Source organism: uncultured Umboniibacter sp. (genome assembly GCF_947497555.1).
GTDB lineage: Bacteria > Pseudomonadota > Gammaproteobacteria > Pseudomonadales > DSM-25080 > Umboniibacter.
Genome location: NZ_CANMGY010000006.1, coordinates 131,167 through 156,485, shown reverse-complemented (window position 1 = coordinate 156,485; position 25,319 = coordinate 131,167). Strand labels below are relative to the sequence as shown.

The following is a 25,319-nucleotide window of genomic DNA, read 5'->3' as shown; positions in this document are numbered from 1 at the left end:
TGCCATACTTAAGAAAAAGGTTGCTAAAGCAACTTCTTAATTGGCTGTGAATGCAGAGTTGGAGCCTAATTTGTCAATATACCAACACCGATGGTGGGGTGGTGAGTCCCTTGATCTTCCCAATGCTAAGGCCGTGTGCGTAGGGCGAAACTATGCCGCCCACGCACGCGAGTTAAACAATCCAGTCCCCACTGAACCGCTTCTCTTTATCAAACCCTCTTCGGCAATGGTTGAGATGGAGCCGCAATTTTCGATCCCTAGCAATCAGGGGGAATGCCATGTGGAGACCGAGATCACGCTCTTAATCGGCAGCCGACTTCGAAACGTAAGCGCCGAAGAAGCCGATGCCGCAATTATTGGTGTAGGCCTGGGCTTGGATTTAACGCTCCGGGATTTGCAAAGTGAATTAAAACGCAATGGCCATCCCTGGGAACGCGCTAAAAGTTTTGATGGCGCGCTGGTTCTGTCAGCCTTTGTAGATCGCGAAAACTGTCCTTCTCTTGAAGATCTTTCGCTCTCATTGGAATTGAACGGCCGCCTTCAGCAGTCCGGATCGGTCGCCGAAATGCTCTGGTCCCCGTTGGATTTAGTTGCAGAAATCTCACGCTCATTCACGCTCGAACCCGGTGATCTCGTTTTAACCGGAACGCCAGCTGGTGTTACAGCATTACGTCAAGGTGATCAGCTCGGCGCCAGCTTATGCAATCGATGGTCAGCTAGATCAGAGGTACTTTAAATGCGTTTAATGATTATTGCTTTGTTACTACTGTCGTCGCTAGCGACCGCAGGCAGTGATTACGAAGCACAACTCAATGCGGTGTTTCAAATTCGCGTTCTCGATGCACAAGCCGATCAGAAATCATCCATCGGCAGTGGCTTTGCGGTGTCCACCGACGGATATCTTGTTACGAACTACCACGTTGTGGAGTCCGTGGTTAACTTTCCCGACGGCTATCGACTTGAGGTCGTTTCAGCCACCGAGCAAATCATTCCAAGCCGTGTAGTCGCGGTGGATGTCATTAATGACTTGGCGCTATTAAAAATAGACGCTGAAGTAGAAGGCATGCTTCAGCTTGCGGCTCACGAGCCCTCTCAAGGAGAACGAATTCTATCCTTCGGTAACCCCATGGATTTAGGGCAAACCATTGTGCCAGGGACCTGGAATGGTGAAGTAGCCCATCGCTTTCATCGTTTGATTAACTTCTCCGGCGCGCTTAACTCCGGCATGAGTGGCGGACCCGCATTGAACAAAGAGAACGAGGTAGTGGGTGTTAATGTGGCCGGTTATGGAAATAACTTGAGTCTACTAGTGCCCCTTGATGCTGTGGTAAATATGGTGGCGCAGATAGGCGTTGAAGTTCCGCTTGAAGCGCAAATTTCAGAACAGTTGCTAGCGGATGAAAGCGCCAGAATCGATACTTTTCTATCGGGTGATTGGTCCGTTGAGCAACTGGGTGGTCGGCCTGCGATCGCCGAAATCACAGACTTCATTAGTTGCTGGGGGGCATCGAATAACGATCAGCAGGAACGCAGAACCAACGTAATCAGTCGCTCGTGTCGAACTCGTGAAGGCATCTATCTTAACCGACATCTGCAAACGGGTAGCATTATCTACAATCAGATGGTGGTGGAGAATATTGACCTCAGCCCGCTACAGTTTGAGTTCGAAGTGCATGATGCGATGAATCTGGGGCGGCAATCCCCGAGTGATACCGATTACGTAGGACCGATGAGTTGTCATGAGACCTTCTTAGATGGCGATTACGGTGGCCATAAGGCCATCGTGTGTGTCCGAGGCTATAAGCGCTTTGCTCCCCTTTACGATGTCTACCTTAAAGTGGGCTCCCCGCCTCACGAGGGCAAGGTGGCAATGACGGCGTTAGCGCTAGAGGGGGTAAGTAAGGACTCTGCACAACAGGTTATTGATAAGCTATTGGGGGCTATTCTATGAAGTTGCTGCGAATTTATAGAACTCATCGACAGCATGAACAACGTGTCCCCCTTGCTAACAACCTGAGTATTGGCTCTGCGCCTGAAATGGATGTTTGTCTCCACGATAGTTATGTGTCGCCCGCCCACGCGAAAGTACTCGAGGATGAGGAGGGTCGGTTTTGGCTGCTTGATACTGACAGTGAAAACGGCATTCGTAATCGTTTTGGCAGCTCTCTCGGTGATCGGATTCAATTGGTAGCGGGTGAAAAGTTTGAGCTGGGTGAACATATCTTCGAGGTGATCGATAACACGCAAGCCACTCCGTCTACCCCGTCATTACCTCCTAGCCTTAAACGTGCTATGCCAATTGCACTGGCAGCCTATTTCTTGCTGATCGTCAATAGTGTTTTTATTGAATATCTGTACGGGTTTGAAGAATTTAGCATATCGAATTCCTTCCATTCCGGAGCGTTAGAATATCTATGGATTCTGGGAGTAGCTGGCGTAGGCTACGCTATCGGTGTACTGCTGCGAGGCAAAGGCTATTTTTGGCAAGTATTAGCACTAGTTGCAGGCGTTATGCTACTGATGGAAGTGGGTGCCTACCTGCTAGCTTGGCTCTCCTATAATGTGGGTGGATCAATATTTTTGGTGATGATTGGCTTTATTGCCAAAGTATTGTTGCTAGTCCTTTCACTATACGGGGCGCTCTCCTGGGTAACGCATTGGACTTTTGTAAAGCGAGCACTCGCTTGCAATGTTTTGCTGTTAGCAATCTGCTTCGATACCTATATTCATGTGACGGAGGATGCGGCGGACGCGGAGAGTTTAGCGGTTTACAACGAGCTGCTTTTGAGTGAGACGCTTCGGTTTGCGCCAGTTCAGGATGTGGAGGATTTTCGTGCCGCGGTCGGAGATCTATTCATCGAGGCGGAAGGTGATTCGAGCGATGATGAATCCCAAGGTGATGAATCTCAAGGTGATGACTAGCGGCCAAATTAATTCGTGAAACGAATTAGAGAGGCTGGTACCTCGGCCTAGAAAATTTCGATCAACGCGAAGCAAATGCCATCAAACGTTACGTTTGATGGCATTTTTGTATCATCGATCTCAGTTAGTTGTTTTGGTTACTACACCGTCTTGCGTAGCCAGCATCAGAATGTCGGCAGGGCGGTTGGCAAATAGGCCGTTAGTCACTACCCCTACAATTTGATTAATCGCCGTCTCAATAGCGCGAGGCGTAGCAATCTGAAAGTTGTACAGGTCTAGGATGATGTTGCCGTTATCGGTGACAACACCTTCTCGGTAAACTGGGTCAGCGCCCATTGCTACCAACTCTCTCGCCACGTAGCTTCGTGCCATTGGGATAACCTCGACGGGTAGGGGAAACTCACCGAGGACATTAACGAGCTTTGATTCGTCCGCAATACAAATAAAGGTCTTCGACGCGGCAGCCACAATTTTTTCGCGTGTTAATGCAGCCCCGCCGCCTTTAATTAGCTCAAGTCGCTCGTTGCTTTCATCCGCACCATCAATATAAAACTCAAGCGTCCCAGATTCGTTTAGGTCGTAAACGGGAATACCATGGGCGAGTAATCTATCCGCTGAAGCTTCCGATGAGGCAACACAGCCGTCAAAGGCACCTTTGTGTTCGGCCAAGAAATCAATAAAGAAGTTTGCCGTAGAACCCGTGCCAATACCAAGAATGGTATCGCTGTTGAGTTGCGGAAGAATGTGTTGCAAGGCCGCCTGCGCGACGGATGCCTTTAACTGATCTTGGTTCATAAAGATTCCCATTGTGGTAGGTCGAAGCTGCGCTAAGTATAACGCTAAGCCCAAGTGAATACGAAGAATTGTTATACACCTTGTGGCGTCAACACGTTACACTGAGAAGATCATTAGAAAGGTTGGCTGCTTCATGAAAGACTCGTTAGTTAAGAAAATCCTCGATGCGAGAATATATGACTTAGTGATCGAAACTCCGCTCAATAAAGCGGCGGGGCTATCAGCGCGTTTCAGCAGCCCAATTTATCTAAAGCGAGAAGATCTCCAGCCCGTTCACTCCTTCAAACTGCGTGGCGCCTATAACAAGTTACTTCAGCTCTCGGCCGACACATTGTCGAAGGGCGTCATTGCAGCATCGGCAGGTAACCATGCTCAAGGGCTTGCCATGGCGTCGACACACCTTGGCGTTGTAGCAACCATCGTGATGCCGCAAACAACCCCTCAGATTAAGATTGATGGCGTGCGAGCACGTGGCGGCAACGTAGTACTTCACGGTGATTCATTTGATCAGGCCGCGGCTCATGCGCGTGAACTATCGGAACTTCAGGGCTTATTTTACGTTCATCCGTTTGATGATATTGACGTTATTGCCGGTCAGGGAACCGCCGCCGTTGAAATCTTGAAGCAGATGCCAGCCAAGGTAGAAGCCATATTCTTACCAGTGGGTGGCGGTGGCTTGGCCGCAGGCTGTGCAAATTGGATTAAATTCTTACGCCCTGAGATTAAGGTCATTGCAGTGGAACCTGAAGATGCTGCCTGTCTTCGTTATGCTTTGGAACAGGGTACTCCCAGTACGCTGGACAAGGTTGGGTTGTTTGCTGACGGCGTTGCGGTGGCACGTATTGGTGAAGTGACCTTTGAGCTTCTAAAAGATACCGTAGATGAAGTGATCACCTGCACCACCGATGAAATTTGTGCGGCGATTAAAGATATTTTCGATGACACGCGGTCTATTGCAGAGCCAGCGGGCGCACTGTCGTTAGCCGGTTTGAAGAAGTATGCTGAACGAGAGGGTGCTACCGAAGGGGCGTTGATTGCTATCGAATCGGGGGCCAATACCAACTTCGATCGTCTGCGTTATATCTCGGAGCGAACCGAAATCGGCGAGCAGCGCGAGGCGGTTTTTGCCGTCACCATTCCCGAACAGCCTGGCAGTTTCGCCGCCTTTTGCGAAAACCTTGGCAAGCGCGCCGTGACCGAATTCAACTACCGTTACAATCGTCCTGATCAGGCAGTGGTGTTTGTAGGCGTGCAAGTTCGAGCAGGTGGTGAAGATAGGGCGAAGCTCAATCAACACCTTGCTGATTGCCAATACCCTGTCATCGATTTAACGGATAATGAACTCGCTAAAGTTCATACTCGCTACATGGTGGGTGGAGTTAGCCAACTGACCAATGAGCGAGTATTTAAAACTCGATTTCCAGAACGCCCAGGCGCACTAAAAGACTTTCTCGCCGCATTAGGTGGAGACTGGACTATCACGTTATTCCATTATCGCAATCATGGCGCGGCATATGGCCGTGTGCTGTTTGGTTTAGCCATCGATGAGGCTGATATCCCAACCTTGGTAAGTCGACTTGCGCAGGTAGGTTTTAGTATCGAAGATGAAACAGCAAATCCCGCTTTCCAACTCTTTATGAGTTAACTCACGTCGAATGTCCTAATTTGTAATAGAGTTGGCACAATAAATGCTTACTAGTTACTAGTGAACTTTATTAAAAGTCAGTAGTCTTACTTACCTCTTGCGATTCAGTCGTAATCTTTGTAAGTTGAGTGATTGAAGTGCACCAAAGAAGTGCAAATGCAACGATATAATAAATTAAACGCACCGAAATCACGCAGAGGATAAGGTGGAGAGTCTAGGAGTAGAGAGATGAAATCCGATTTTTTTAATTGGGCTATGGCATTATTTGCAGTAGGGGTTCTCATTACGGCGGGGTTACACCTCCTTGATGGTGAAGAAGTTCGTCAGCCTGTTGCTGCGCTGCAGCAGGGCCTTATGAGTTCAACCAAGTAAGCCCATTCTCAGTAGCAATCGCATCAAGCCGAACATCCCAAGGTTCGGCGGCGATTGTCTGGCATTCCTGAACGCTATGAGCACAGCCTATCAAAAGCGGTTTCTCGCTCAGTGTGCCTAGTGCTCTATCGTAATAGCCCGCACCCATACCAATTCGATTACCTTCTCTGTCATAGCCAACCAGCGGCACTAACATAATGTCAAAGTGCTCAGCTGCGGTGGCCGAAGCTTCTTGAGGCTCTCGAATTCCATAATCATTGTGATTTAGGCTGTTAAGGTCTACCGCTCCCCACTGCATGCCGTAATCGGGCGTGATGATGGGGGCGAACCAATGGTGATGGGAACTTGAGCTAAACAGCGGGTCAACCGAGATTTCGGGGCCAAAGGCCAGATAGCTAGCGATGCGCTTAGCAGAAAGTTTAGTCAGGTAGGCATTAAGTGTCTGACAGAGCGCATGGCTATTGGCAGACTGCCGAGCCTGGGAAAGCTCGCGTCGAACTTGTTTACACTGTTTTCTTAAGAGAGATTTATCTGAGGACATAAGACCCAAGGTGCCGCTACTGACGTGGCCTCGAACCCGAAGTTCAAGGTGGGAAACGCTGAATTGGATCAGGCTTTCCGTCAAGCGGACATGCACACCACCAATAACGAGCATAACCCGTGTTTTCAATTATCGGCTCAGGGACGTGTCAATTGGCAAACACCCCAGGCTAAAATCATTATACGCTGAGTTAGTCTATATCACCAATCATGGAAGACAAAGAATGCAGTCTTTCGGCGATTTCAACCAAGGCTGCGCGCTCGGTCTCAGTTCGTTCAGCGGAATTGGGGAGACTAGATGCTAAGGTCTGGTTGTCATCAACCTGCCTAAGCGCACCAGATTGGTTTGCTGTTTCCAACTCAAAGCTTAAATTCAGTGCAGCCATCAGCATTACAGACTCGCGCGAGGCAGTGGTATTCTGATGAATCTCGGTCATTCGTTGATTAAGTTTTTCAGCCGCCTGAGTTAACTTTTCTCGTTGCTCGCTAGGGCAGTTGAATTCGTACTCGCGCTCTAAAAAAGTAAATTGAATGGTGTTGCTAGAGGCCACTTAACCAATCCTCCTGAAGATGCTCATCCGAGGTTTTAGCTACGTTCACGGTGCGCGTCTTACGGGCTGCGAGTTGCTCCTGAAGGCGAGTTCGCTCATCTAACAGTTGCTCAAGCTTCCGTGTGAGTTGGTCTACGCATTCTTGTAATTCGATTATCAGTTCGTCGTGCCCTGACATAGTTCATTTCCAGTTACCTACGGCTATTACTTACTATAGGGTTTCCAGGTTATTTTGGTCAACTCAAATAGCTGCTAAAGGCAGCAATTCTTGACGGTGAATTAGTGGCGAAATTGAGCTTGCAGCGTTAGGATACCAACATTGATGTAAGGAATTTGTAGTTATGAGTCAAACTGGTAAAGCGTTTAGCCTATTAGAAACCGCCCTCGAGGACGTTGGGGCAGTTTGTACCCCGGCGGAATTGCACGGTTATTTAACCGCTGGGCTATGTGTTAAAACGGGCGGTGATACGCGTCGCGCGGTGGATGCACTGTTAGAGGCCTATGGTGTTGAGGCCAACGAAGGTTTTATTGCCACATTGAACGCTTTACGGGAGTTAGCTCGTAAACAACTAGAGGACGTTAACATGGGTTTCATGTTGATGTTGCCAGAAGACAATGCTGGACTCACTGCTAGGGCGCAAGCGCTGGCACATTGGGCCGAAGCGTTTCTCGCTGGATTTGGAATGCAAGGTGGCACAATTAACGATGAGAGTTTCTTTGAGGACCTGAGCCAAATTGCTCAACTGGATACGAGTGGTGAATTCAGTGAGGAAGATGAACAGGAATTAATTGAGATTAGTGAGTACGTTCGCCTAGGGATTATCTCCCTCTATATTGATGCTCGACCAAAGAAGGTACAGTAAATGAACACAGAATTTCCCTTGGCTGAATTTGCCGCCCGTCGAGCCGCCTTGCTCGATAGTATGCCTGACAATAGCGTCGCGTTTATCGCCACAGCGCCCGAATTAATTCGCTCGAATGATGCCGATCACCATTTTCGCGCCGAATCCAACTTCTACTATCTCACCGGGTTTCCAGAGCCTGAAGCGGTCGCTTTTTTGGTGAAAGAGGGAGATGAGGGTCGCTTCGTGTTGTGCTGCCGTGACAAGGATAAAGATCGAGAAATTTGGGATGGTCGCCGCTTTGGCCCAGAGCTTGCCGCAGAGATATTCGGCGCGGATAGTGCTTACCCAATAGGCAACCTCGATAAGATTGCCGTGGAGTTATTGGCTGACAAAGATGTGCTATTAAGCTCAAATTTACGACAGAGCGAGCAGGCTTCACTTATTGAATCGTGGATGCAGGGTCTCCGTCGCCAACGCAAGCAGGGGGTGAGAACGCCGGAAGCACGTTTAGATGTGGATGCCATGATTGCCGAAATGCGCCTTATCAAGTCTGATTATGAGATTGAATTGATGCGCACCGCCGCCACAATCTCGGCGGATGCGCATTCGCGCGCGATGAAGTTCGTCAAGCCCGGCTGCAATGAGTATCAGCTTGAGGCCGAAATTGTTCACGAATTCGCGATGCGAGGCGCTCGCTTCCCCGCCTACAACTCCATTGTCGGCGGCGGCGAGAATGCCTGCATTTTGCATTATGTTGAGAACAATGCCGAGGTAAAGGACGGTGACCTCGTCCTGATTGACGCGGGTTGTGAATATCAAATGTATGCCGCGGATATCACGCGGACCTTTCCAGCCAATGGTAAATTTAGTCCGGAGCAACGGGCTATCTATGACGTTGTCTTAGCTGCTCAGCATGCGGCGATTGCGCAGATTAAGCCTGGAAACCCTTACGACGCCGTTCATAACGCGGCAGTTGCCGTGTTGGTTGATGGGCTAATTTCACTGGGACTATTGGCCGGTGATGCGGACACCTTAATCGCCGATGAGGCTTACAAAGAATATTACATGCACGGTACAGGTCACTGGCTAGGTATTGACGTTCACGATGTGGGTGATTACCGCGTTGCGGGCTCAAAGGAATGGCGCAATTTTGAACCGGGAATGGTGTTAACCGTGGAGCCGGGGATTTACGTCTCGCCGAATAATGACACCGTGGACGCAAAGTGGCGTGGGATTGGGGTTCGCATTGAAGACGATATTCTGGTGACTAACACCGGACATGAAAATCTTACTGCGGCGGTGCCAAAGACCATTGAAGCAATTGAAGCACTAATGGATAGTCACTAACGATGACGCGAGCGGTGATAGCCGGCGGGGGCCTCGTTGGGAGAATGGCGGCACTTCAGCTTGCTCAGACCGAGAGCGTGACGTCAGTCGAAATATTCGATCCTAACCCCGTGGTTTCCGCCGATACTAATGCGCTAGATGTTCGTTCTACCGCGTTGTCAGCGGGGACCCTCGATGAGCTTGCTCGCCTTGGCATCTCCACTCAACAATTGGGCGCCCAGCCCATCTCAGGCATTCATGTTTCAGCCAGCCAGCACTTTGGTGGTTTAGCCCTGAGTGCGGATGAAATTAACCAGCCTTGTTTCGGCGCGGTAGTCGAAAATCAGATGCTCCTCAACGCGCTCAGCTGTGGTATCGAATCGCACGCTTCGATCCACGCAAGCCGGCTAGAGGGAATTGACAGTTTCACTGTCACTGAGCAAGGGGTCCATCTTAAGACGAGTTCGGGTGATGCTCAAACGGCTGAATTACTGGTTATTGCAGATGGCGCCAAGAGCCGGTTACTTAAGCAAGCCGGTATTGAGGTTCAAAAAACGGACTACCAGCAGGTAGCGCTGGTCTTTAATGTGGCACTAAAACAGCCTCATCAAGGTATCGCGCGTGAGCGCTTTGCGGATGGTAAACCGTTGGCATTACTGCCCCTCACGCAACAGCGCTATGCGGCGGTGTGGTGTGTTTCGCCGGACGATGCAGCAGCGCTCACGGCACTCTCCCCCGAGCTTTTCATCGAGCGATTTGAGGCTGCTGCCACCTTGCGCTTTGGCGGCGTTGAGGCGATGGGTAAAATTGCTTCCTTCCCCGTGGCAGCCCAGCAATCGCAGGAAATTTTTCGTCGCGGCGTAGCGGTAATCGGTAACGCCGCCCACACCCTTCATCCGGTTGCAGGACAGGGTTTTAACCTATGCGCGCGCGATGGCGCCAGACTGGCCTCAGCCATGGATAACTTCGATTGGCATCAGGCCTACTCAGCATTAGCCAAATGGGAGCAAGCCGTTCATCAGGATCAAGCGCTGGTATTCAATGCCTGCGATCAGTTAGTGCGAACCTTTGCGCTATCCAGTCGTGTTGCCTCGATTGCTAGAACCTCAGCGATGATTGCGCTGGCTTCAGCTCCAACGCTCCGCAAGGAGTTCCTCAGTAGAGCGGCCGGACTCCATCCTACTCAGCAGGGGACGTTGATATGAGCGCTACGATTAATAATATGCCTAGACAGTCCGTTGTCGTGGTGGGTGGTGGCATTATTGGTGCCGTGACAGCCGCTCACCTGGCACTTTCACTCTCTTCCGATCAGCTTGCTGTAACCCTTGTTGATGGTGGGCCAGCGCCACAACCCTTGACCGAAGATGCGCCCGCGGACGTTCGCGTAGTGGCATTAACCGCCGCGTCGGTCAGCCTGCTGAAGCAGGCTAATATTTGGGATCGTATTCCAGCGCAGCGTCGTCAGAAGTACCAGCAAATGAGGGTATGGGACCGCGAGGGTACGGGAAATATTCATTTCAGTGCCGCGGAGGCCTCGCTTGATGAACTGGGTTGGATTGTTGAGAACGCAGCGCTAAATTATGCCGCTACTCAGCAACTTGCGGAGATTGGAGTACGCTGCCTTTGGAATACCAGCGTTGAACGTTGCTTCGAGGACGACCAGGGGGTAACTGTTCAGCTCGCCGATGGCCAACAACTGCATCCAGATTTGTTAGTCGCCGCCGACGGTGCCAATTCTCGTATTCGCGACCAACTTGATATTCCTGTCGCTAGAGCCTCTTACGAGCAGCAGGCCATCGTTGCTACCGTTGAGTCCGCCGAGTCTCATTCCAATACCGCCTATCAGAGCTTCTTAAGCTCGGGCCCAGCGGCCCTGTTGCCGCTGCCGATTCAACATGGAAAGCATTTTGAATCAGTAGTCTGGAGCGCAGATAACGTCGAAGCCGAGCGGCTGATGTCCCTCACCGAGACGCAATTTTCGGCTGAATTAGGGCGGGTGATGGAAAATGTCTGTGGGAAACTTACGCTCGCTTCAAAGCGCTACAGTTTTCCGCTACAACGTACTCATGCCAGAAATTATGTGGGTACTGGATGGGTGTTGCTCGGCGACGCCGCCCATACAATTCATCCCTTGGCGGGACAGGGTGCTAATTTGGGCTTCAGCGATGCTTTGGTGCTGGCGGAAGAACTCAGCAAAATGTTGGCGCGCGGAGTGCCGCTTTCAGTGCCGGTGAAACGCTATGAACGGCGACGCAAAGGTGATAATCAGTTAACTGCTCTGTCTATGTCTGGTTTCAATTGGTTATTTGGAAATGATAATCCTACACTTAGATTGGCTCGAAATTGGGGGCTAAACCGCGTTGATAAACAGGGTTTGCTAAAACAATGGTTGCTAACTCAGGCGCAAGGAAGATAGAATGAATAAGAATCATTATCAATTAGGTTTGATAGTGAACATTCTTGATAGGTATGTGGATATAGGGTTTTCAATGAAAAAAATGGTTACTTGGCTGGCTTTTATTGCCGCCACAAGCTCGCTAGTTGGCTGTGATCAACCAACAAAAGAAGCTGATGTTCTCACCGTTTACACCGCGCGTAAAGAACAGCTAGTTAAGCCTCTATTCGACCGTTTTACGGCCGAAACAGGTATTGAAGTTCGTTATATCACGGATTCAGCAGGCCCTCTATTGGCCCGAATTGAAGCTGAGGGCGAAAATACGCCGGCTGACGTATTTATTACCGTTGATGCAGGGCATCTTTGGCACGCCGCACAAAGCGGTGTACTCGCACCTATTAATAGCGACATTTTAAGTGCAAATGTTCCGACTAATTTGCGTGATCCAAACAATCTCTGGTTTGGGCTATCACAGCGCGCTCGGACTATGGTGTATAACACGGACACCGTGACGCCTGAGGAGCTCTCTAGCTATGAAGCGCTAGCGGGTGAAGCCTGGAATGATCGCCTATGTCTGCGAACTTCACAGAAGGTCTACAATCAAAGCCTAGTTGCTACCATGATTGAAGCGGATGGTGAGCAGGTAACTCGAGAGGTTGTTACGGGATGGGTTAATAACTTAGCTCAAGAGCCCTTCTCAAATGACACTCAGGCGATGCAAGCTGTTGCGGCTGGCGTATGCGATGTCACGATTGTAAACACCTACTACTTCGGCAGACTTCAGGTTTCAAATCCAGAGCTACCGTTGGCGTTGTTCTGGGCGAATCAGGGCGATGAGCAGCGCGGGATCCACGTTAACATCTCCGGTGCTGGAGTTCTGAAACACGCGCCGAATCCTGAGCTTGCTCAGCAGTTAATCGAATGGCTCAGTCAGCCCGAAGCGCAATACCTGTTTGCGGAGATAAACCAAGAATTCCCCGTAAACGTCTCGGTTGAGCGCAGCGCACAGGTTTCTTCATGGGGTGACTTTAAGACGGATCAGGTTAATCTCAGCGTCGCCGGTGAGCGCCAAGCGCAAGCGATGAAGCTGATGGATGAAGTAGGTTACCGCTAAATGCTGCAGGGCAATAGACTGGCAATTAGCTACGTCCCTATTGCCCTAGTTTTGCTATTGGTCGCGGCCCCCGTGGTCGCGCTGATTAGCAGTTGGGGAAGTATCGATGTTGAACTATGGTCTCACCTTTGGCGAACACAGCTTCCCGAGTTAATCACTAACACCCTATTGTTGATGCTAGGTGTTTCGGTTGGTGTGCTGCTCTTTGGTGTATCAACCGCGTGGCTGACCTCGGTGTGTGACTTCCCAGGTAGGCGATGGTTAAGCTGGGCATTAGTCCTGCCCATGGCCATGCCGGCCTATGTATTAGCCTTTGTAGTTTTGGGTATTACGGACTTCGGTTCGCCACTTCAGCAGTTTATCGCCGCTCAATTCCCGGGAGTTTATCTAGACCTTCGCCACCCTCTAGCGGTGATGCTAGTGCTGTCTCTTGTCTTCTACCCCTATGTGTTTCTACTCGCGCGGACGGCATTTCGCTACCAGGGGATTACCTCGATCCAGGCCGCCAGAACGCTGGGAAAGGGCCCTTGGCAAGCATTCTTTAGTGTTGTCTTACCCATGGCAAGGCCAGCGATAGCAGCCGGCTTGGCCTTGGCGCTCATGGAAACCTTGGCAGACTTTGGTGCGGTATCCGTCTTTAACTATCAGACGTTCACCACGGCAATTTACAAGAGTTGGTCGAGCTTCTATAGCCTCTCAACCGCCACTCAATTGGCCAGCTTACTCTTACTCCTTGTTGCCGTGTTGTTGCTCCTGGAACGTTTTAATCGCCGTGGTCGTTTTGCAGAAAATTCTGCACCGTTGCAGCGTTTTCAACTTGCGGGTGCTGCGAAGTGGTTAGCAACTTCATGGTGCTTTGCGATCTTCTTTTTTGCCTTTTTACTGCCGCTAGTGCAGTTAGTTATTTGGGCATGGGACGAATTTTCGTTACTGCGCGATCCACGCTTCATCGGCTTTATTCTCAATACCGTCAAGCTCGGCGTCATGGCAATGTTGGTTGCGGTAGTGTTTGCAACACTTGCCCAGCTGGCTAACTTCTATAATCGCAGTAAATGGCTTTCCTATTTACAGGTCTTTGTCAGCCTTGGCTACGCGTTGCCTGGTTCGGTGATGGCAGTGGGGATGATGATCGTCGCGGCGCAGATTGATAGTCTGCTGGCGCGGCATTTCCTGATGGGTAGTGCGTTTGTCTTGATTCTCGCTTATTTAGCGAGATTCTATGCCGTGGCTAATGGGCCAATTGAGACGGCAATGGCGAAAATTAAGCCTAGTTTACTGGAGTCCGCTCGGGTTCTGGGTGTGTCTTCCGCCCAACAATTTCGGCGAGTAGTGCTGCCGCTACTGAGCCCGGGTGTATACGTTGCCACCTTGATGGTGCTAGTTGACGTTATGAAGGAGATGCCCGCCACCCTGTTATTGCGACCGTTTGGCTGGGATACGCTGGCCATTAAGATCTTCGAACTGACCAGTGAGGGCGAATGGCAGCAGGCCGCTGTTCCGGCTTTAATTCTCGTTTTGGTCTCGATACTTCCGGTTGTTTATCTGTTGAATAAAACAGCAAAAAACAATTGAATAGTGTGAATCTTAATGATTTAAATAAATAACTGTTTCCTTTACGAAATTTTTCGGTAATCTATTCGCCATCTGAATAATTAACGACTATAAATAGTTTAAAAGACGCACCTGTCACGGAGAGAGAAATGAGCAATATTCCAGCTGAACTAAAGTACATTGATTCGCACGAGTGGATTCGTATCGAAGGTGACTTCGCAGTTGTCGGTGTTACTGACCACGCACAGGATAGCCTCGGCGATGTCGTATTCGTTGAACTGCCAGAAGTTGGCGCTGAACTAAGCCAAGGAGAAGAGTCAGGTGTTGTTGAGTCAGTGAAAGCTGCATCGGATATCTACAGCCCACTATCGGGTGAAGTTGTAGAAGTTAATGGCCTGCTAGAAGATGCGCCAGAAACCGTTAACGAAAGCCCTTATGTAGACGGATGGTTCTACAAACTTCGTCTTACTGATACGTCAGAACTTGACGGTCTGCTTGATGCAGAGGCTTACCAGGACATTTGCGAAGACGCTTAATTCATAAACGTCTGTTCGCTCAAAAGCAGGCTACGGCCTGCTTTTTCAGTTGTATACCCAGGAGTATTTTTCATCATGTCAGACAGCCTAAATACGCTCTTCCTCAAACGCGGTGCAGAGAAGCGCATTCGCGGTGGTCACCTGTGGCTCTATTCGAATGAAGTAGACAAACAGCGCTCTTCGCTTAAAACCTTTAGTTTGGGCGAGCAAGTGTTGGTCAAAGCTCATGATGACAAACGTTTAGGCTTGGCCGTGATGAGTCCGAATAATCTCATCTGCGGGCGCTTTTTAAGTAGAACCAAAACCACGGAATTTACCAAAGGCGATTTGAAGAAGCGCATTCGTCAGGCGTTAAGCCTCCGAGAGATGACCTATTCTCAGCCCTACTATCGTTTGGTTCATGGTGATGCTGATTGGCTGCCAGGGCTAGTCATTGATCGTTTCAATGACGTCTTCTCAATACAGCTGAATTCAGTGTTTATGGATCAGTTCGGTCCAACCGTTGTAAACGTGATTAATGAAGTGTTCGAACCGAAGGCTATTGTTTACCGCAACGACTCCATTGCCCGCGCCGATGAGGGGCTTGAGGCTAACGTGGAAGTTATTTCCGGGGAGTTACCTGAGGAAGTGCTTCTTGTCGAGAATGATACCCAGTTCCGAGTGCCAATTATCGATGGACAAAAGACTGGCTGGTTCTTCGATCATCGCGAAAACCGAGCTCGCCTAAATGGTATGGTTAACGGCAAGCGCGTTCTGGATGTCTTCAGTTACGTAGGCGGTTGGGGTGTTCAAGCGGCAAAGCATGGCGCCAGCGAAGTAGTGTGTGTTGATGCCTCGGCGTTCGCCTGTGAGGAAGTTCTCGCTAACGCAGAGCGCAATGGCGTAGCGGATAAAGTTACCGCAATGACGGGTAATGCCTTTGAAGTAATGAAGCAGTTAGTGGATCAGGGTGAGCACTTTGATGTCGTGATTGTTGATCCTCCAGCGCTGATTAAACGCCGCAAAGACTTAAAGCAGGGCGAGCAGGCCTATCATCGTCTGAATCAACTCGCAATTCGTCTCATGGGGAGTGAAGGCACATTAGTGTCAGCATCGTGTTCAATGCACCTTGGACGTGAGCGTTTAGGTGAAGTGGTTCGCGTAGCGAGCCGTCATGTTGATCGTCAGGCGCAGATTTTCTACGATGGCCGTCAGGGCTTCGACCACCCAGTTCATCCGGCAATTCCAGAAACGGATTATCTCAAAGCAATTTTCTGCCGAGTAGTTCGCGAGCTGTCGTAACCGCTGATTCGTTGCGCCGACGAAGCGATTTAGTTACGTCGGCGCAGTCATGCACTAAGTTAGTGAGTTGTTGCTAACAGTGGGTAAGCCGCAGATTAGGGTTAGTTTCTCAAGCTTTACGCCAACTGAGCTATCGGCCCACTGTTCTGTGCTGTGCTCAGGCAGTTCAGCCGGGCTAGTCTCTCAAGCTGATAATAGGGTGATCGTTGAGCAGCGCCCAATGGGTAAGTTGCTCATCCGGGTCCACCGCAATCGGCCATCTAACCGCTTCGAGTAGGGGAATATCATTGTGGGAGTCGCTGTAGAAGTAAGCGTCCGACAAGGTACCGCCGTGCTGTTTAATCCACTGCTTCATGTTGATGATTTTACCATCGCGAAAGTTTGCCTCGCCCGCTAAGCCCCCCACAATAATGCCATCTTCGATACGCACGTCAGTGGCAATAAGATGTTCAACCCCTAATGCTTTCGCCACGCCTTGCGCCAAGATTTGATTGGTGGCGGTAACGATCACTAAGGTGTCGCCAGCACTTTCGTGCGCCTCGATTAACTCGCGGCTATTCGGTGCGATAGTGGGAATGACGTTGGCAACATATTCGTCCAGAAGCGGCTGGACTTCACTCAGCGATTTGCCGTGAAAGTGGCCCATGGCAAAATGCAGATAATCATTGATATCAAGGCTGGAGTCCAAGTAGTCGCGATAGTATTGATCATTCTTTTCCCGATGCTCGGCTTCTGAAACTAAGCCTTTTTCAATCAGAAACTCACCCCAGTAGTGATCGGAATCACCAACAATTAATGTATTGTCCAAATCGAAAAGTGCGAGTGCCATAGTTTAGATCCTTCAATTCAACGCGTATATCTCAGAGGTTTAGTGCTCTGCGAGGGCTCTAGCTTAACCACTAGCAACAAGTATCACTAGCAAAAAATAGCGAAAAAAGTAACAATGGTGGTAATTGAAAAAATTTAGAGGTGTCAGGTGATAGACTCGGATGGGTTCCGCCCAAATGTCGGGATCATAATCACCAATGGCAGCGGTCAAGTATTATGGGCTCAACGAGCAGGGCAAACATCTTGGCAGTTCCCACAGGGTGGGATTGATGGCGACGAATCGCCGCGCGAAGCGCTTTATCGAGAGCTCTACGAAGAAGTTGGTTTACGTGAGGAAGACGTTGATATTATTGGAGAGACCCGTGGTTGGCTCCGATATCGTCTGCCCCATAGACTTATTCGTCACGGTCAAAAACCGCTGTGTATTGGTCAAAAACAAAAATGGTTTCTGCTACGTCTAACGGCGCCAGAATCGGCCATCGATTTGAATGCCTACGGAAAGCCTGAATTCGATTCATGGCGATGGGTGAGTTATTGGTATCCGTTACGCATGGTGGTGAATTTTAAGCGCGAAGTATACCGTCGCGCCATGGATGAATTACTGCCCTTACTGCATCGCTCACTAAGCAAGGATTAGCCCCATGTTGCAGGCCCTGCGAAAACTTGTTCAACAGGTTAACAATGCCGAGACGCTCGATGAAGCGCTTCGCACGATTGTTGAGGGCGTGCGCTCAGCGGTTGAGACTGATGCCTGTTCAATCTGGTTACGCAATGGTGACTCTCAGCAAATCACGCTGATGGCCACCGAAGGTCTGTCTAGGGAGCTCGAGAAGAAGTTGGTGCTGGACTCCAATCAAGGTCTCGTCGGATGGGTTGCTGAGCGCGAAGAACCCATCAACTTAAGCAATGCTGCTAACCATCCTCGCTACCATTTCGTTAAAGCCTTAGGTGAAGAGTCCTTCGATGCCTTTCTCGGTGCACCAATTATGCATGCGGGTAAGGTGTTGGGCGTTATCGTGGTGCAGCATCGTTCTCGCAAGGCCTTTGATGAAGAAGATGAATCGATCATTATCACGGCATCGGCTCAGCTAGCAGGTGTCTTGGCCTATGCCGAGGTGGTGGAGAACGAAGATCTGCAAAGGGTCGGCGATCCGAGTAAGGAAAAGAGTTATAAGGGTTTGGCGAGTGCCTCCGGTATTGGCGTGGGGCATGCGGTCGTATTGTCGTCCCAAAAGGATTTTCGCTCCGTACCCAAACGCAAAGTCGTTGATCATGATGCTGAACTTGCAGCGTTTCATAATGCATTGACCCAGCTAAGGGCCGAATTAGATAAACTAGCCGTATCGCTCGAAGAGGAATTGAACCGCGAGGAAGTCGCGTTATTCGACGTCTATGCGCGCATGCTGGATGACCAGGCTATCGGTGGTGAGATTGTCCGCAGAATTGAAACGGGCGATGCCGCAGAGTATGCCACCGCTCGAGTTTTCGAGGGGCATGTCCGCGTATTCACCAATATGGATGATGAGTACCTGCGCGAGCGCTCCGCGGACGTCAGAGATCTGGGTATGCGCCTGTTAGCACATCTGGCTCCGTCAGTGAGCGAACGTAAAGACCTTCCCGAGCGCTGCGTTCTGGTAGCCCGGAGTTTGGTGGCTACGCACTTGGGCCAAATTGATCATAAGCGTATTGCCGGGCTGGTCTCGCTTAAGGGCTCAAGTAACTCTCACGTAGCCATCCTTGCTCGTGCTATGGGCATCCCCACAGTGATGGGGTGCGAGGAACTTCAACTCAAAGATCTCGACGGTCAAGAGCTCATTGTTGACGGTTATCGCGGTCATGTCATTCTCAATGCGAAGCCGCAAATTCGAGCGCACTATAGCGAAGTGGCGGCACAGGCGGCTCAGCTCACTAAGGAGCTGCGAGCGCTTAAGAACCTTCCTGCACGAACGCCGGATGGTAAGCGACTTATTCTCATGGCAAATACCGGTCTTGCGACCGATGCCATTCAGGCCAAGGAAGTGGGCGCAGAAGGGGCGGGTCTCTATCGAACTGAAATTCCCTTTATTCTCAAAGAACGTTTTCCGAGCGAGCGAGAGCAGAGCCGCATCTACCGACAGCAACTCATCGCCTTTGCTCCTCAGCCCGTTACTATGCGCACCCTAGACGTTGGCGGTGATAAGCCACTGAATTACTTTCCTATTGAGGAGGATAATCCATTCCTAGGCTGGCGAGGTATTCGTATCTCTTTGGATCACCCCGAGATTTTCCTGGGGCAGGTTCGCGCTATGATGTCTGCCAGTGAAGGCTTAGATAATCTTAAAATTATGCTGCCGATGATCGCCTCAATGCAGGAGTTTGATCGCGCTGAACAACTTATCATCCGTGCCCACGAAGAGATGATGGCCGATGGCTATGATATTAAATTGCCAGATATTGGCGTGATGATTGAAGTCCCGGCGGCCGTTTACTTGGCCGATCGTCTGGCTAAGCGGGCGGCGTTTCTTTCGGTTGGCTCGAATGACTTAATTCAATACCTATTAGCCGTTGATCGAAACAACGAGCGTGTCTCTGATGTGTATGAAAGTTATCACCCTGCCGTGCTAAATGCGCTCCAGCATGTTGCCACGGCCGCTGCAAAAGAGGGTAAACCAGTTAGTCTTTGTGGCGAATTAGCCAGTGATCCGGGTGCGGCGGTGCTGCTTTTCGCGATGGGCTATCGCTATCTTTCATTGAATAGTTATGCCTTGCCTCGGGTTAAAGCAGTAATACGGCAGCTGCCGTTTTCGGATATGGAAGAAATGCTTGCATTGACGGCAGACTTTGACCGGGCAACGGAGTTAAGGGCGTTTGTATCGGCGGAGCTTATCAAGCGTGGGGTTGATCCGCTGCTGTTAAGTCGAGTTACCGACTGATCCTATGACGATAGAGTGGTTAATTTTCTTGGTTTTGGGAGCCTTCGCTGGTTTCGTTTCCGGGCTCTTTGGCGTTGGCGGCGGCACCGTAATGGTGCCGGCACTGGTTTTTGTCCTCTTGGGGTTGGGCGTTGACGCCTCGGTGGTGATGCAGGTCGCAGTAGGGACTTCCTTTGCGTTAATTTGCTTTAACAGTGTGAGCTCGGCCAGACAGCATTCAAAGCGCAACGCGGTAAATTGGCGAGTCGTCAAATGGGCTGCTCCGTCGCTTGTTGTTGGCGTAATGATTGGTTCATTCGCTGCGTCTGAGCTCAATAGTCGCTGGTTGATTTTGTTATTCGCCGCCTTCCTGTTATTCGTTGCGGCGCAGATGGCATCCAATTGGTCCCCACAACGTCACGCGGCGAAAGACATTTCGGGCTTTTCGCTTGGTGGCGCATCATCCACCTTCGGTTTTGGCTGGTTATCATCATTGTTTGGTATTGGTGGCGGTGCACTCATGGTTCCGTGGCTGAACTACCGCGGTTTTACTGCGCACGAAGCCGTAGGTACAGCGGCTGCGTGTGGCGTCCCGATTGCCTTGAGTGGTACGTTGAGTTATGCCTATTTTGGCTACGGCGAAGTTGCCAATTTGAGTTATTCGCTCGGCTTTATCTATTTACCCGCGGTGCTCGGTATGTTGCTGACTAGCAGCTTAACGGTGCCTTTAGGCGTGGCACTAGCCCACCGCTTTAACCCTGCTAAATTAAAAAAGAGCTTCGCGGCCTACTTGGTATTTGTAGTTGCCGCTCTGCTAGGAGTTGTTTGAATGACTTATCCAGATTTTAATCCCGTTGCGTTTAGTCTTGGGCCGTTAGAGGTTCATTGGTATGGGCTGATGTATCTATTTGGGCTGGCCTTTGCCTTTGGCTTAGCTTGGGTTCGAGCTAATCGTATAGACAGTCCGCTGCAGCGTAATCAGGTTGAAGACTTAATTAGTTATGGTGCACTGGGTGTGATTGCCGGCGGTCGACTTGGCTATGTGCTCTTTTATGGTTTCGACTATTTTCTCTCTGATCCGCTATGGGCATTGCGTATTTGGGAGGGCGGAATGTCCTTCCATGGTGGTTTACTGGGTGTGATTGTTGCCATCATGATTTACGCCAAGCGCATTAATAAGCCGTTCTTCGATGTCATTGATTTTGTCGCTCCGCTGGCGCCCATTGGGTTGGGCTTAGGTCGCCTGGGTAACTTTATTGGCCAAGAGCTATGGGGGCGTGAGGCGCCTGCTGATTTCGCCTATGGAATGGTTTTTCCCGCCGACCCTGCTCAGCTTTATCGCTATCCTTCGCAGCTTTTCGAAGCCGTTCTTGAGGGGTTGGTGCTGTTCATTATTCTGTTCTTAGCGACGCTAAAGCCACGACCTCGTTATACCGCGTCGGGCATCTTCCTGTTGGGTTATGGAGTATTTCGCTTCATTGTGGAGTACTTCCGGGAACCGGACGAAGGTATTAGCTCGGTAATACTAGGAGGGCTTACCCGAGGACAAGAGCTTTGTGTGCCGATGATTTTGGGCGGCGTCATGTTGTTAATTATGGCGGCACGGCAATCGCGTAAGTAGTGCCGAAGGGGTGTTAGCGTCCTAACACCCCTTACTGTTATACCGAGAAAGGGTAGGCAATAGGAGGGTGGAATTCGTAGCCCTCAAGCGTAAAGTCATCAACGGTTACCCACGTTTCAATGTCCTCTAGCGTTTTTATCTTAGGATTGATATGAAGCGTTGGGGAGCTTAAAGGCTCGCGCTTTAACTGCACGTCGCGCATAAGCGCTAATTGATCTTCATAAATATGCGCGTTAACAATTTTGTGGAACGCCTTGCCAGGCTTGTGTCCGGTAATCTGCGCCACTAACGCCAATAGAACATAGACCTGAACCATATTGAAGTTGAGCCCTAGCGGGACGTCACAGCTTCGCTGGGTGCTGTTCAAATAAAGCGTGCCACCTAGCAGAGAGAAATGATGGCTATACATGCAGGGGCGAAGGCAGCCAAGGTGCAATGCGCCCGGGTGATAGAAGGTGAGGATTTCGCCGCGATTATCTTTCCCGGCGCGGAGGTCATCGATAATTTGTTTTAGCAGATCAACGGAGCCGCCGTCAGGCTTGGGGAAATTTCGCGCAACTTTGCCATAGATAAAGCCGCAATCGTCCTCACCTTTGCGCGCAGGGTTGTTAACCCATGCTTCATTGTCATTCGCGTTGGCATCCCATGTCTTGGTGCCAATGGCGCGAAAGTCGGCGGCGTTGTCGTAGCCTCGCAGGTAACCGAGCATTTCGGCTATAGCGGCTTTAAAAAAGCTTTTGCGCGTGGTGACGAGCGGGAATGAATTAGGGCCTACGGTGTATTCAAGGTCCGCATTGATTACCGTTAGGCAGCGTTTACCGGTTCGCTCGTTAGCAACCCAGCTACCTTCATCAATAATTCGCTGACATAAATCTAGATATTGTTTCATAAGTTTTGTACGGTGCAATGAGTAAATGATTCATTGATGGTATCAGTCTTAAAAGAAGCGATAAAGCTCTGTTGAACTTTCCGTTGGTATTCAGCAGGTTGAGCGCTTCGAGCGTCTTTGGATGCGCTCGTTAAGGCTGTTGCGCTGACTACTTTTAGAGGAGTGGAATACATATGGTGCGATGTGCACTCATGGTTGCGGCCGCACAAAACGGCGTAATAGGGGTAGACAATAAATTGCCTTGGCATTTGCCTGAGGACCTTAAGTACTTTCGTAAAGTCACAATGTCTAAGCCTATTATTATGGGGCGAGCGACCTTTGATTCAATTGGCCGTCCGCTTCCAGGGCGCAAAAATATTGTGGTCACCCGCAACACCGAATGGAACTACCCAGGGGTGACTGTTGTCTATGATCTTGAGTCTGCTCATCGAGTAGCTTCAGCTCAGGCCGAAATAGATGGAGTAGATGAGTACGTTGTCATTGGTGGCGCTAAGATCTATGCGCAAGCAATGGCTCAGACGTCTAGAATCTACTTTACGGAGGTGAGAGCAAATGTATTTGGTGATGCGCGTTTTGACATGCCAAATATGGAAGATTGGCATGAAGTAAGCCGAAAGGATTTTGCAGCTTCCGAAACTAACCCTTACCCATATAGCTTTGTAACGTATGACCGTCATCGTTAGGTCATAAAGTTGAGTTAATATTGTATGGGTGACTAAAAAATAGCCTTTGGTCGCATTTTTAATGCTGAGGGGTTGGATTTTTCATAGGGAGTAGGCACAATGTGTGCATACTTTTCAGTATTTTTTATACCTAAAGGTATTAGAACTACACAACAAATGGATCGATGCTAATCTAGTAAAGGTAAGTAACTGATCGAATAATAAGAAAGCAGCCTCCGTCATTTTTTAAATGCCGTTGCTACTTTCGTAATGCTGTGTGTAGAATGCAGCTAACGCTGGCTGTCATCTAGGTGACTGCCTGTTCATCATATTCTAAATATGTAAACGACAATAAATTCCCAACACGGGGTTTGGATTCAAATGAAAAAACAGCGTATGAAAGTGGCGGTTTTAGCCGCAGCAGTATCAGGTGGTGCGCTTGTTGGTACTTCAGTACTAGCAGACGAACTTGATAATGTCCTCGAAGTTGGCAACGCAGTCGCGCAAGATGGTGCATCTTCGCAACAACGTGTCGACGCTATCCAAGAACAAGCGGATAGCATTATCTCAGAATATAAGCAGGTCAATGACTCTATCGATGGATTGAAACTTTTCAACCGTCAGATGCAGCAGTCTATTGATCGTCAAGAAGCTAGCATTGCAAATATCGAAGCCTCGATTCAGCAAGTTACTGTAATGCAGCGTCAGATGCAGCCACTTACAGATCGTATGTTGGTCGCTCTTGAGAACTTCGTGGCGCTTGATATGCCATTCCGTAAGTCAGAGCGTGAACAGCGTATTGCTGATCTTCGCGACAACATGACTGACCCACGCTTAACGATTGCTGAGCGTTTCCGTCAGGTGTTGGAAGCTTACAAAATTGAAAACGAGTACGGTCGTAAGATTGATCACTACTCAGAAGTGATTGACTTCGGTCAAGGTCCTAAGGAAATGAACGTCCTACAGATAGGTCGTGTTGCCCTTATGGCTCAGTCTTCGGATCAGAAGACTTCTATCGCATTTAACAGCAATTCAGGTCAGTGGGAAGTTCTAACGGACGACGCTTACCGTTCTGCAATTATCCAAGGTCTACGTATTGCTAAGAAGCAGGCTCCTGCTGATCTTATGACAATCCCGGCTATCGCACCGGAGGCAGCACAATGAAAAAGAACTTCCTAGTATCAGCTGCCCTAGCAGTAGCAACGACATTTGGCGCAAGCGCGATGGCTCAAGAAGCAACGGAAGCTCCAGTAGCTGACAGCGCTGTAACCTTTGACCAGCTGCTTAATGACATTCGTAGCAATCGTTACGCGTTGACTCAAGAGCACCAAGAGCGTGAAGCACGTTTCGCACGTGAGCGTAACAATCAGCAGGCACTTCTTCGCCAAGCTCGCGCAGAAGAAACACGTCAGCAGCAGATCTTGACTCAGCTTGAAGCTGATTACGAAGCGAATACTCAAAGGATCCGCGATGCACGTGCACGTTTGAACGAAGCAAAGGGTGATCTTGGTGAACTTTTCGGTCACCTACAGGGTTTCGCTGGTGATTCACGTGAGATCTTCAAGAACTCAATCACTTCCGTTCAGTACGGTCAGCGCGAGCAGGCTATCACTGACATGATCGCTAAGTTGGACACAACTTCTGATCAGCTACCAACCATTGCAGAAATCGAAGCACTTTGGTTCGAAGTGCAGCGTGAAATGGTTGCTACCGGCGAAGTTGTAACGTTCAACGCAGACGTAACTAACCCGAACGGTGAGTCAAACAACCAAGCAGTTACTCGAGTTGGTGTATTCAACTTGGTTTCTGACGGTAAGTACCTCTCTTTCAACCCAACTACTGGTATCGTATCTGAGCTACCACGTCAGCGTGATGACGCACTTGCTGGTGCTGAGAACCTAGGCGCAGCGACGTCTGGTCTCACCGCATTTAAGGTTGACCCAACAGGTCCTACTGGTGGCACATTGCTGAATGCATTGATCGATACCCCAACGATCGAAGAGCGTATCGCTCAAGGTAAAGAAGTGGGTTACATCATCATCGCCATCGGTGTTATTGGTGTGTTGATTGCGCTTCTACGCATGGTTGTTCTAGTTGGCATGTCAGCGAAAGTTAATGCTCAGGCTAAGTCTGAAAGCATTGACACTAAGAACCCACTAGGTCGTATCCTACAGGTTGCTGCTGATAACGGTTCTGCGGATCTTGAAACGCTAGAGCTGAAAATCTCTGAGCAGATCCTGAAAGAGCGTCCAGCTATCGAGAAGGGTGTAAACATCATTAAGATCATCGGTGCCGTGGCTCCGCTACTAGGTCTTCTTGGTACCGTTACCGGTATGATTATTACCTTCCAGGCAATTACTATCTTCGGTGCAGGTGACCCAACAGCAATGGCTGGTGGTATCTCGGCAGCATTGATGACTACAGTACTTGGTTTGTGTGTCGCGATCCCAATGGTTCTTCTTCACACTATCGTAGCAGGCCGCTCTAAGTCGGTACTTGCAGTACTTGAAGAGCAAGCGACTGGTATCGTTGCGACGCGCTCTGAGGCGAAGTAA

General features: G+C 49.8%; 26 protein-coding genes and 1 other RNA gene. 20 read left to right on the top strand and 7 right to left on the bottom strand.

Annotated features, from left to right (window positions below; translation table 11 throughout):
- Positions 1 to 76: 76 nt before the first annotated feature.
- The 3 genes from Q0698_RS08800 to Q0698_RS08790 are packed head-to-tail and all read left to right on the top strand — an operon-like array spanning position 77 to position 2,922.
- Positions 77 to 736: a fumarylacetoacetate hydrolase family protein gene (locus Q0698_RS08800; RefSeq protein ID WP_298635927.1), complete on the top strand. Its 660-nt coding sequence runs from the start codon at positions 77 to 79 to the stop codon at positions 734 to 736.
- A complete protein-coding gene (locus Q0698_RS08795) occupies positions 737 to 1,951 on the top strand; it encodes a serine protease (protein ID WP_298635858.1) in 1,215 nt (404 codons plus the stop codon). It begins immediately after the preceding gene.
- On the top strand, positions 1,948 to 2,922 hold the full coding sequence (locus Q0698_RS08790; protein WP_298635856.1) for an FHA domain-containing protein: 975 nt from the start codon (positions 1,948 to 1,950) through the stop codon (positions 2,920 to 2,922). Before Q0698_RS08795 ends, Q0698_RS08790 begins: the two co-directional genes overlap by 4 nt.
- Positions 2,923 to 3,042: 120 nt before the next feature.
- Here the strand turns inward: Q0698_RS08790 and rpiA are convergent, their stop codons facing one another.
- A complete protein-coding gene (rpiA, locus tag Q0698_RS08785; protein WP_298635854.1) occupies positions 3,043 to 3,717 on the bottom strand; it encodes a ribose-5-phosphate isomerase RpiA in 675 nt (224 codons plus the stop codon).
- A gap of 133 nt (positions 3,718 to 3,850) precedes the next feature.
- Here rpiA and ilvA point away from each other — a divergent pair, with 133 nt between their 5' ends.
- Positions 3,851 to 5,362 carry a threonine ammonia-lyase, biosynthetic gene (gene ilvA, locus Q0698_RS08780; protein WP_298635852.1) on the top strand — a complete coding sequence of 504 codons (1,512 nt, stop codon included), beginning with the start codon at positions 3,851 to 3,853 and terminating at the stop codon, positions 5,360 to 5,362.
- Between the two features lie 228 nt (positions 5,363 to 5,590).
- Positions 5,591 to 5,734 (top strand): hypothetical protein, encoded by a 144-nt coding sequence (locus tag Q0698_RS08775; RefSeq protein ID WP_298635850.1) that lies wholly within the window; start codon positions 5,591 to 5,593, stop codon positions 5,732 to 5,734.
- Here the strand turns inward: Q0698_RS08775 and Q0698_RS08770 are convergent.
- The 4 genes from Q0698_RS08770 to Q0698_RS08755 all read right to left on the bottom strand — a co-directional run bounded on the left by Q0698_RS08770 (position 5,715) and on the right by Q0698_RS08755 (position 7,003).
- Positions 5,715 to 6,275, bottom strand: coding sequence for a 5-formyltetrahydrofolate cyclo-ligase (locus Q0698_RS08770; protein WP_298635848.1), 561 nt, complete (start codon positions 6,273 to 6,275; stop codon positions 5,715 to 5,717). The two genes, Q0698_RS08775 and Q0698_RS08770, sit on opposite strands and share 20 nt — an antisense overlap.
- A non-coding RNA gene (ssrS, locus tag Q0698_RS08765) (6S RNA) lies at positions 6,274 to 6,449 on the bottom strand. Before ssrS ends, Q0698_RS08770 begins: the two co-directional genes overlap by 2 nt.
- 16 nt (positions 6,450 to 6,465) lie before the next feature.
- On the bottom strand, positions 6,466 to 6,825 hold the full coding sequence (locus Q0698_RS08760; RefSeq protein WP_298635846.1) for a cell division protein ZapA: 360 nt from the start codon (positions 6,823 to 6,825) through the stop codon (positions 6,466 to 6,468).
- Positions 6,815 to 7,003, bottom strand: coding sequence for a hypothetical protein (locus Q0698_RS08755; protein WP_298635844.1), 189 nt, complete (start codon positions 7,001 to 7,003; stop codon positions 6,815 to 6,817). The genes Q0698_RS08760 and Q0698_RS08755 overlap by 11 nt, the downstream gene beginning before the upstream one ends.
- Positions 7,004 to 7,166: 163 nt before the next feature.
- On the opposite strand from Q0698_RS08755, the gene Q0698_RS08750 reads away from it, so the two are divergent.
- From Q0698_RS08750 to Q0698_RS08715, 8 genes are all read left to right on the top strand, one after another.
- Positions 7,167 to 7,688: a UPF0149 family protein gene (locus Q0698_RS08750; RefSeq protein ID WP_298635842.1), complete on the top strand. Its 522-nt coding sequence runs from the start codon at positions 7,167 to 7,169 to the stop codon at positions 7,686 to 7,688.
- Positions 7,689 to 9,017 (top strand): Xaa-Pro aminopeptidase, encoded by a 1,329-nt coding sequence (gene pepP, locus Q0698_RS08745; RefSeq protein ID WP_298635840.1) that lies wholly within the window; start codon positions 7,689 to 7,691, stop codon positions 9,015 to 9,017.
- Positions 9,018 to 9,019: 2 nt separating this feature from the next.
- Positions 9,020 to 10,201 carry an FAD-dependent monooxygenase gene (locus tag Q0698_RS08740; protein ID WP_298635838.1) on the top strand — a complete coding sequence of 394 codons (1,182 nt, stop codon included), beginning with the start codon at positions 9,020 to 9,022 and terminating at the stop codon, positions 10,199 to 10,201.
- Positions 10,198 to 11,412, top strand: coding sequence for a UbiH/UbiF/VisC/COQ6 family ubiquinone biosynthesis hydroxylase (locus Q0698_RS08735; protein ID WP_298635836.1), 1,215 nt, complete (start codon positions 10,198 to 10,200; stop codon positions 11,410 to 11,412). Before Q0698_RS08740 ends, Q0698_RS08735 begins: the two co-directional genes overlap by 4 nt.
- 73 nt (positions 11,413 to 11,485) lie before the next feature.
- On the top strand, positions 11,486 to 12,505 hold the full coding sequence (locus Q0698_RS08730) for an extracellular solute-binding protein (RefSeq protein ID WP_298635819.1): 1,020 nt from the start codon (positions 11,486 to 11,488) through the stop codon (positions 12,503 to 12,505).
- Entirely contained in the window at positions 12,506 to 14,077 is a 1,572-nt protein-coding gene (locus tag Q0698_RS08725; RefSeq protein ID WP_298635816.1) for an iron ABC transporter permease, read from the top strand.
- A 128-nt stretch (positions 14,078 to 14,205) separates the two neighbouring features.
- Positions 14,206 to 14,592 carry a glycine cleavage system protein GcvH gene (gene gcvH, locus Q0698_RS08720; RefSeq protein ID WP_298635813.1) on the top strand — a complete coding sequence of 129 codons (387 nt, stop codon included), beginning with the start codon at positions 14,206 to 14,208 and terminating at the stop codon, positions 14,590 to 14,592.
- A 75-nt stretch (positions 14,593 to 14,667) separates the two neighbouring features.
- A complete protein-coding gene (locus Q0698_RS08715) occupies positions 14,668 to 15,873 on the top strand; it encodes a class I SAM-dependent rRNA methyltransferase (RefSeq protein ID WP_298635811.1) in 1,206 nt (401 codons plus the stop codon).
- Between the two features lie 175 nt (positions 15,874 to 16,048).
- On the opposite strand, the gene Q0698_RS08710 is transcribed toward Q0698_RS08715, so the two are convergent.
- Positions 16,049 to 16,702 carry an HAD family hydrolase gene (locus tag Q0698_RS08710; RefSeq protein ID WP_298635808.1) on the bottom strand — a complete coding sequence of 218 codons (654 nt, stop codon included), beginning with the start codon at positions 16,700 to 16,702 and terminating at the stop codon, positions 16,049 to 16,051.
- A 147-nt stretch (positions 16,703 to 16,849) separates the two neighbouring features.
- On the opposite strand from Q0698_RS08710, the gene rppH reads away from it, so the two are divergent.
- From rppH to lgt, 4 genes are read left to right on the top strand one after another with little or no spacing between them, the layout of a single operon-like run.
- A complete protein-coding gene (gene rppH / locus Q0698_RS08705; RefSeq protein ID WP_298635805.1) occupies positions 16,850 to 17,338 on the top strand; it encodes an RNA pyrophosphohydrolase in 489 nt (162 codons plus the stop codon).
- 4 nt (positions 17,339 to 17,342) lie between these two features.
- Positions 17,343 to 19,613, top strand: a complete 2,271-nt coding sequence (gene ptsP, locus Q0698_RS08700; protein WP_298635803.1) for a phosphoenolpyruvate--protein phosphotransferase — start codon at positions 17,343 to 17,345, stop codon at positions 19,611 to 19,613.
- A 4-nt stretch (positions 19,614 to 19,617) separates the two neighbouring features.
- Positions 19,618 to 20,421, top strand: a complete 804-nt coding sequence (locus Q0698_RS08695; RefSeq protein WP_298635801.1) for a sulfite exporter TauE/SafE family protein — start codon at positions 19,618 to 19,620, stop codon at positions 20,419 to 20,421.
- A complete protein-coding gene (lgt, locus tag Q0698_RS08690; RefSeq protein ID WP_298635798.1) occupies positions 20,422 to 21,213 on the top strand; it encodes a prolipoprotein diacylglyceryl transferase in 792 nt (263 codons plus the stop codon).
- Between the two features lie 37 nt (positions 21,214 to 21,250).
- Here the strand turns inward: lgt and Q0698_RS08685 are convergent, their stop codons facing one another.
- Positions 21,251 to 22,102, bottom strand: coding sequence for a thymidylate synthase (locus tag Q0698_RS08685; RefSeq protein WP_298635795.1), 852 nt, complete (start codon positions 22,100 to 22,102; stop codon positions 21,251 to 21,253).
- 173 nt (positions 22,103 to 22,275) lie between these two features.
- Here Q0698_RS08685 and Q0698_RS08680 point away from each other — a divergent pair, with 173 nt between their 5' ends.
- The 3 genes from Q0698_RS08680 (at position 22,276) to Q0698_RS08670 (ending at position 25,319) form a co-directional block, all read left to right on the top strand.
- The gene (locus Q0698_RS08680) at positions 22,276 to 22,785 is read left to right on the top strand and encodes a dihydrofolate reductase (protein WP_298635792.1); all 510 of its coding nucleotides are present in this window, start codon (positions 22,276 to 22,278) and stop codon (positions 22,783 to 22,785) included.
- Between the two features lie 360 nt (positions 22,786 to 23,145).
- Entirely contained in the window at positions 23,146 to 23,928 is a 783-nt protein-coding gene (locus Q0698_RS08675; protein ID WP_298635790.1) for a DUF3450 domain-containing protein, read from the top strand.
- Entirely contained in the window at positions 23,925 to 25,319 is a 1,395-nt protein-coding gene (locus Q0698_RS08670; RefSeq protein WP_298635787.1) for a MotA/TolQ/ExbB proton channel family protein, read from the top strand. Before Q0698_RS08675 ends, Q0698_RS08670 begins: the two co-directional genes overlap by 4 nt.

Bases quoted from the DNA above. Each gene is read 5' to 3' on its own strand.
- Q0698_RS08795 (WP_298635858.1), top strand. From the start codon at position 737: ATGCGTTTAATGATTATTGCTTTGTTACTACTGTCGTCGCTAGCGACC.
- Q0698_RS08790 (WP_298635856.1), top strand. From the start codon at position 1,948: ATGAAGTTGCTGCGAATTTATAGAACTCATCGACAGCATGAACAACGT.
- rpiA (WP_298635854.1), bottom strand. From the start codon at position 3,717: ATGAACCAAGATCAGTTAAAGGCATCCGTCGCGCAGGCGGCCTTGCAA.
- ilvA (WP_298635852.1), top strand. From the start codon at position 3,851: ATGAAAGACTCGTTAGTTAAGAAAATCCTCGATGCGAGAATATATGAC.
- Q0698_RS08775 (WP_298635850.1), top strand. From the start codon at position 5,591: ATGAAATCCGATTTTTTTAATTGGGCTATGGCATTATTTGCAGTAGGG.
- Q0698_RS08770 (WP_298635848.1), bottom strand. From the start codon at position 6,275: ATGTCCTCAGATAAATCTCTCTTAAGAAAACAGTGTAAACAAGTTCGA.
- Q0698_RS08755 (WP_298635844.1), bottom strand. From the start codon at position 7,003: ATGTCAGGGCACGACGAACTGATAATCGAATTACAAGAATGCGTAGAC.
- Q0698_RS08750 (WP_298635842.1), top strand. From the start codon at position 7,167: ATGAGTCAAACTGGTAAAGCGTTTAGCCTATTAGAAACCGCCCTCGAG.
- pepP (WP_298635840.1), top strand. From the start codon at position 7,689: ATGAACACAGAATTTCCCTTGGCTGAATTTGCCGCCCGTCGAGCCGCC.
- Q0698_RS08740 (WP_298635838.1), top strand. From the start codon at position 9,020: ATGACGCGAGCGGTGATAGCCGGCGGGGGCCTCGTTGGGAGAATGGCG.
- Q0698_RS08735 (WP_298635836.1), top strand. From the start codon at position 10,198: ATGAGCGCTACGATTAATAATATGCCTAGACAGTCCGTTGTCGTGGTG.
- Q0698_RS08730 (WP_298635819.1), top strand. From the start codon at position 11,486: ATGAAAAAAATGGTTACTTGGCTGGCTTTTATTGCCGCCACAAGCTCG.
- Q0698_RS08725 (WP_298635816.1), top strand. From the start codon at position 12,506: ATGCTGCAGGGCAATAGACTGGCAATTAGCTACGTCCCTATTGCCCTA.
- gcvH (WP_298635813.1), top strand. From the start codon at position 14,206: ATGAGCAATATTCCAGCTGAACTAAAGTACATTGATTCGCACGAGTGG.
- Q0698_RS08715 (WP_298635811.1), top strand. From the start codon at position 14,668: ATGTCAGACAGCCTAAATACGCTCTTCCTCAAACGCGGTGCAGAGAAG.
- Q0698_RS08710 (WP_298635808.1), bottom strand. From the start codon at position 16,702: ATGGCACTCGCACTTTTCGATTTGGACAATACATTAATTGTTGGTGAT.
- ptsP (WP_298635803.1), top strand. From the start codon at position 17,343: ATGTTGCAGGCCCTGCGAAAACTTGTTCAACAGGTTAACAATGCCGAG.
- Q0698_RS08695 (WP_298635801.1), top strand. From the start codon at position 19,618: ATGACGATAGAGTGGTTAATTTTCTTGGTTTTGGGAGCCTTCGCTGGT.
- lgt (WP_298635798.1), top strand. From the start codon at position 20,422: ATGACTTATCCAGATTTTAATCCCGTTGCGTTTAGTCTTGGGCCGTTA.
- Q0698_RS08685 (WP_298635795.1), bottom strand. From the start codon at position 22,102: ATGAAACAATATCTAGATTTATGTCAGCGAATTATTGATGAAGGTAGC.
- Q0698_RS08680 (WP_298635792.1), top strand. From the start codon at position 22,276: ATGGTGCGATGTGCACTCATGGTTGCGGCCGCACAAAACGGCGTAATA.
- Q0698_RS08675 (WP_298635790.1), top strand. From the start codon at position 23,146: ATGAAAAAACAGCGTATGAAAGTGGCGGTTTTAGCCGCAGCAGTATCA.
- Q0698_RS08670 (WP_298635787.1), top strand. From the start codon at position 23,925: ATGAAAAAGAACTTCCTAGTATCAGCTGCCCTAGCAGTAGCAACGACA.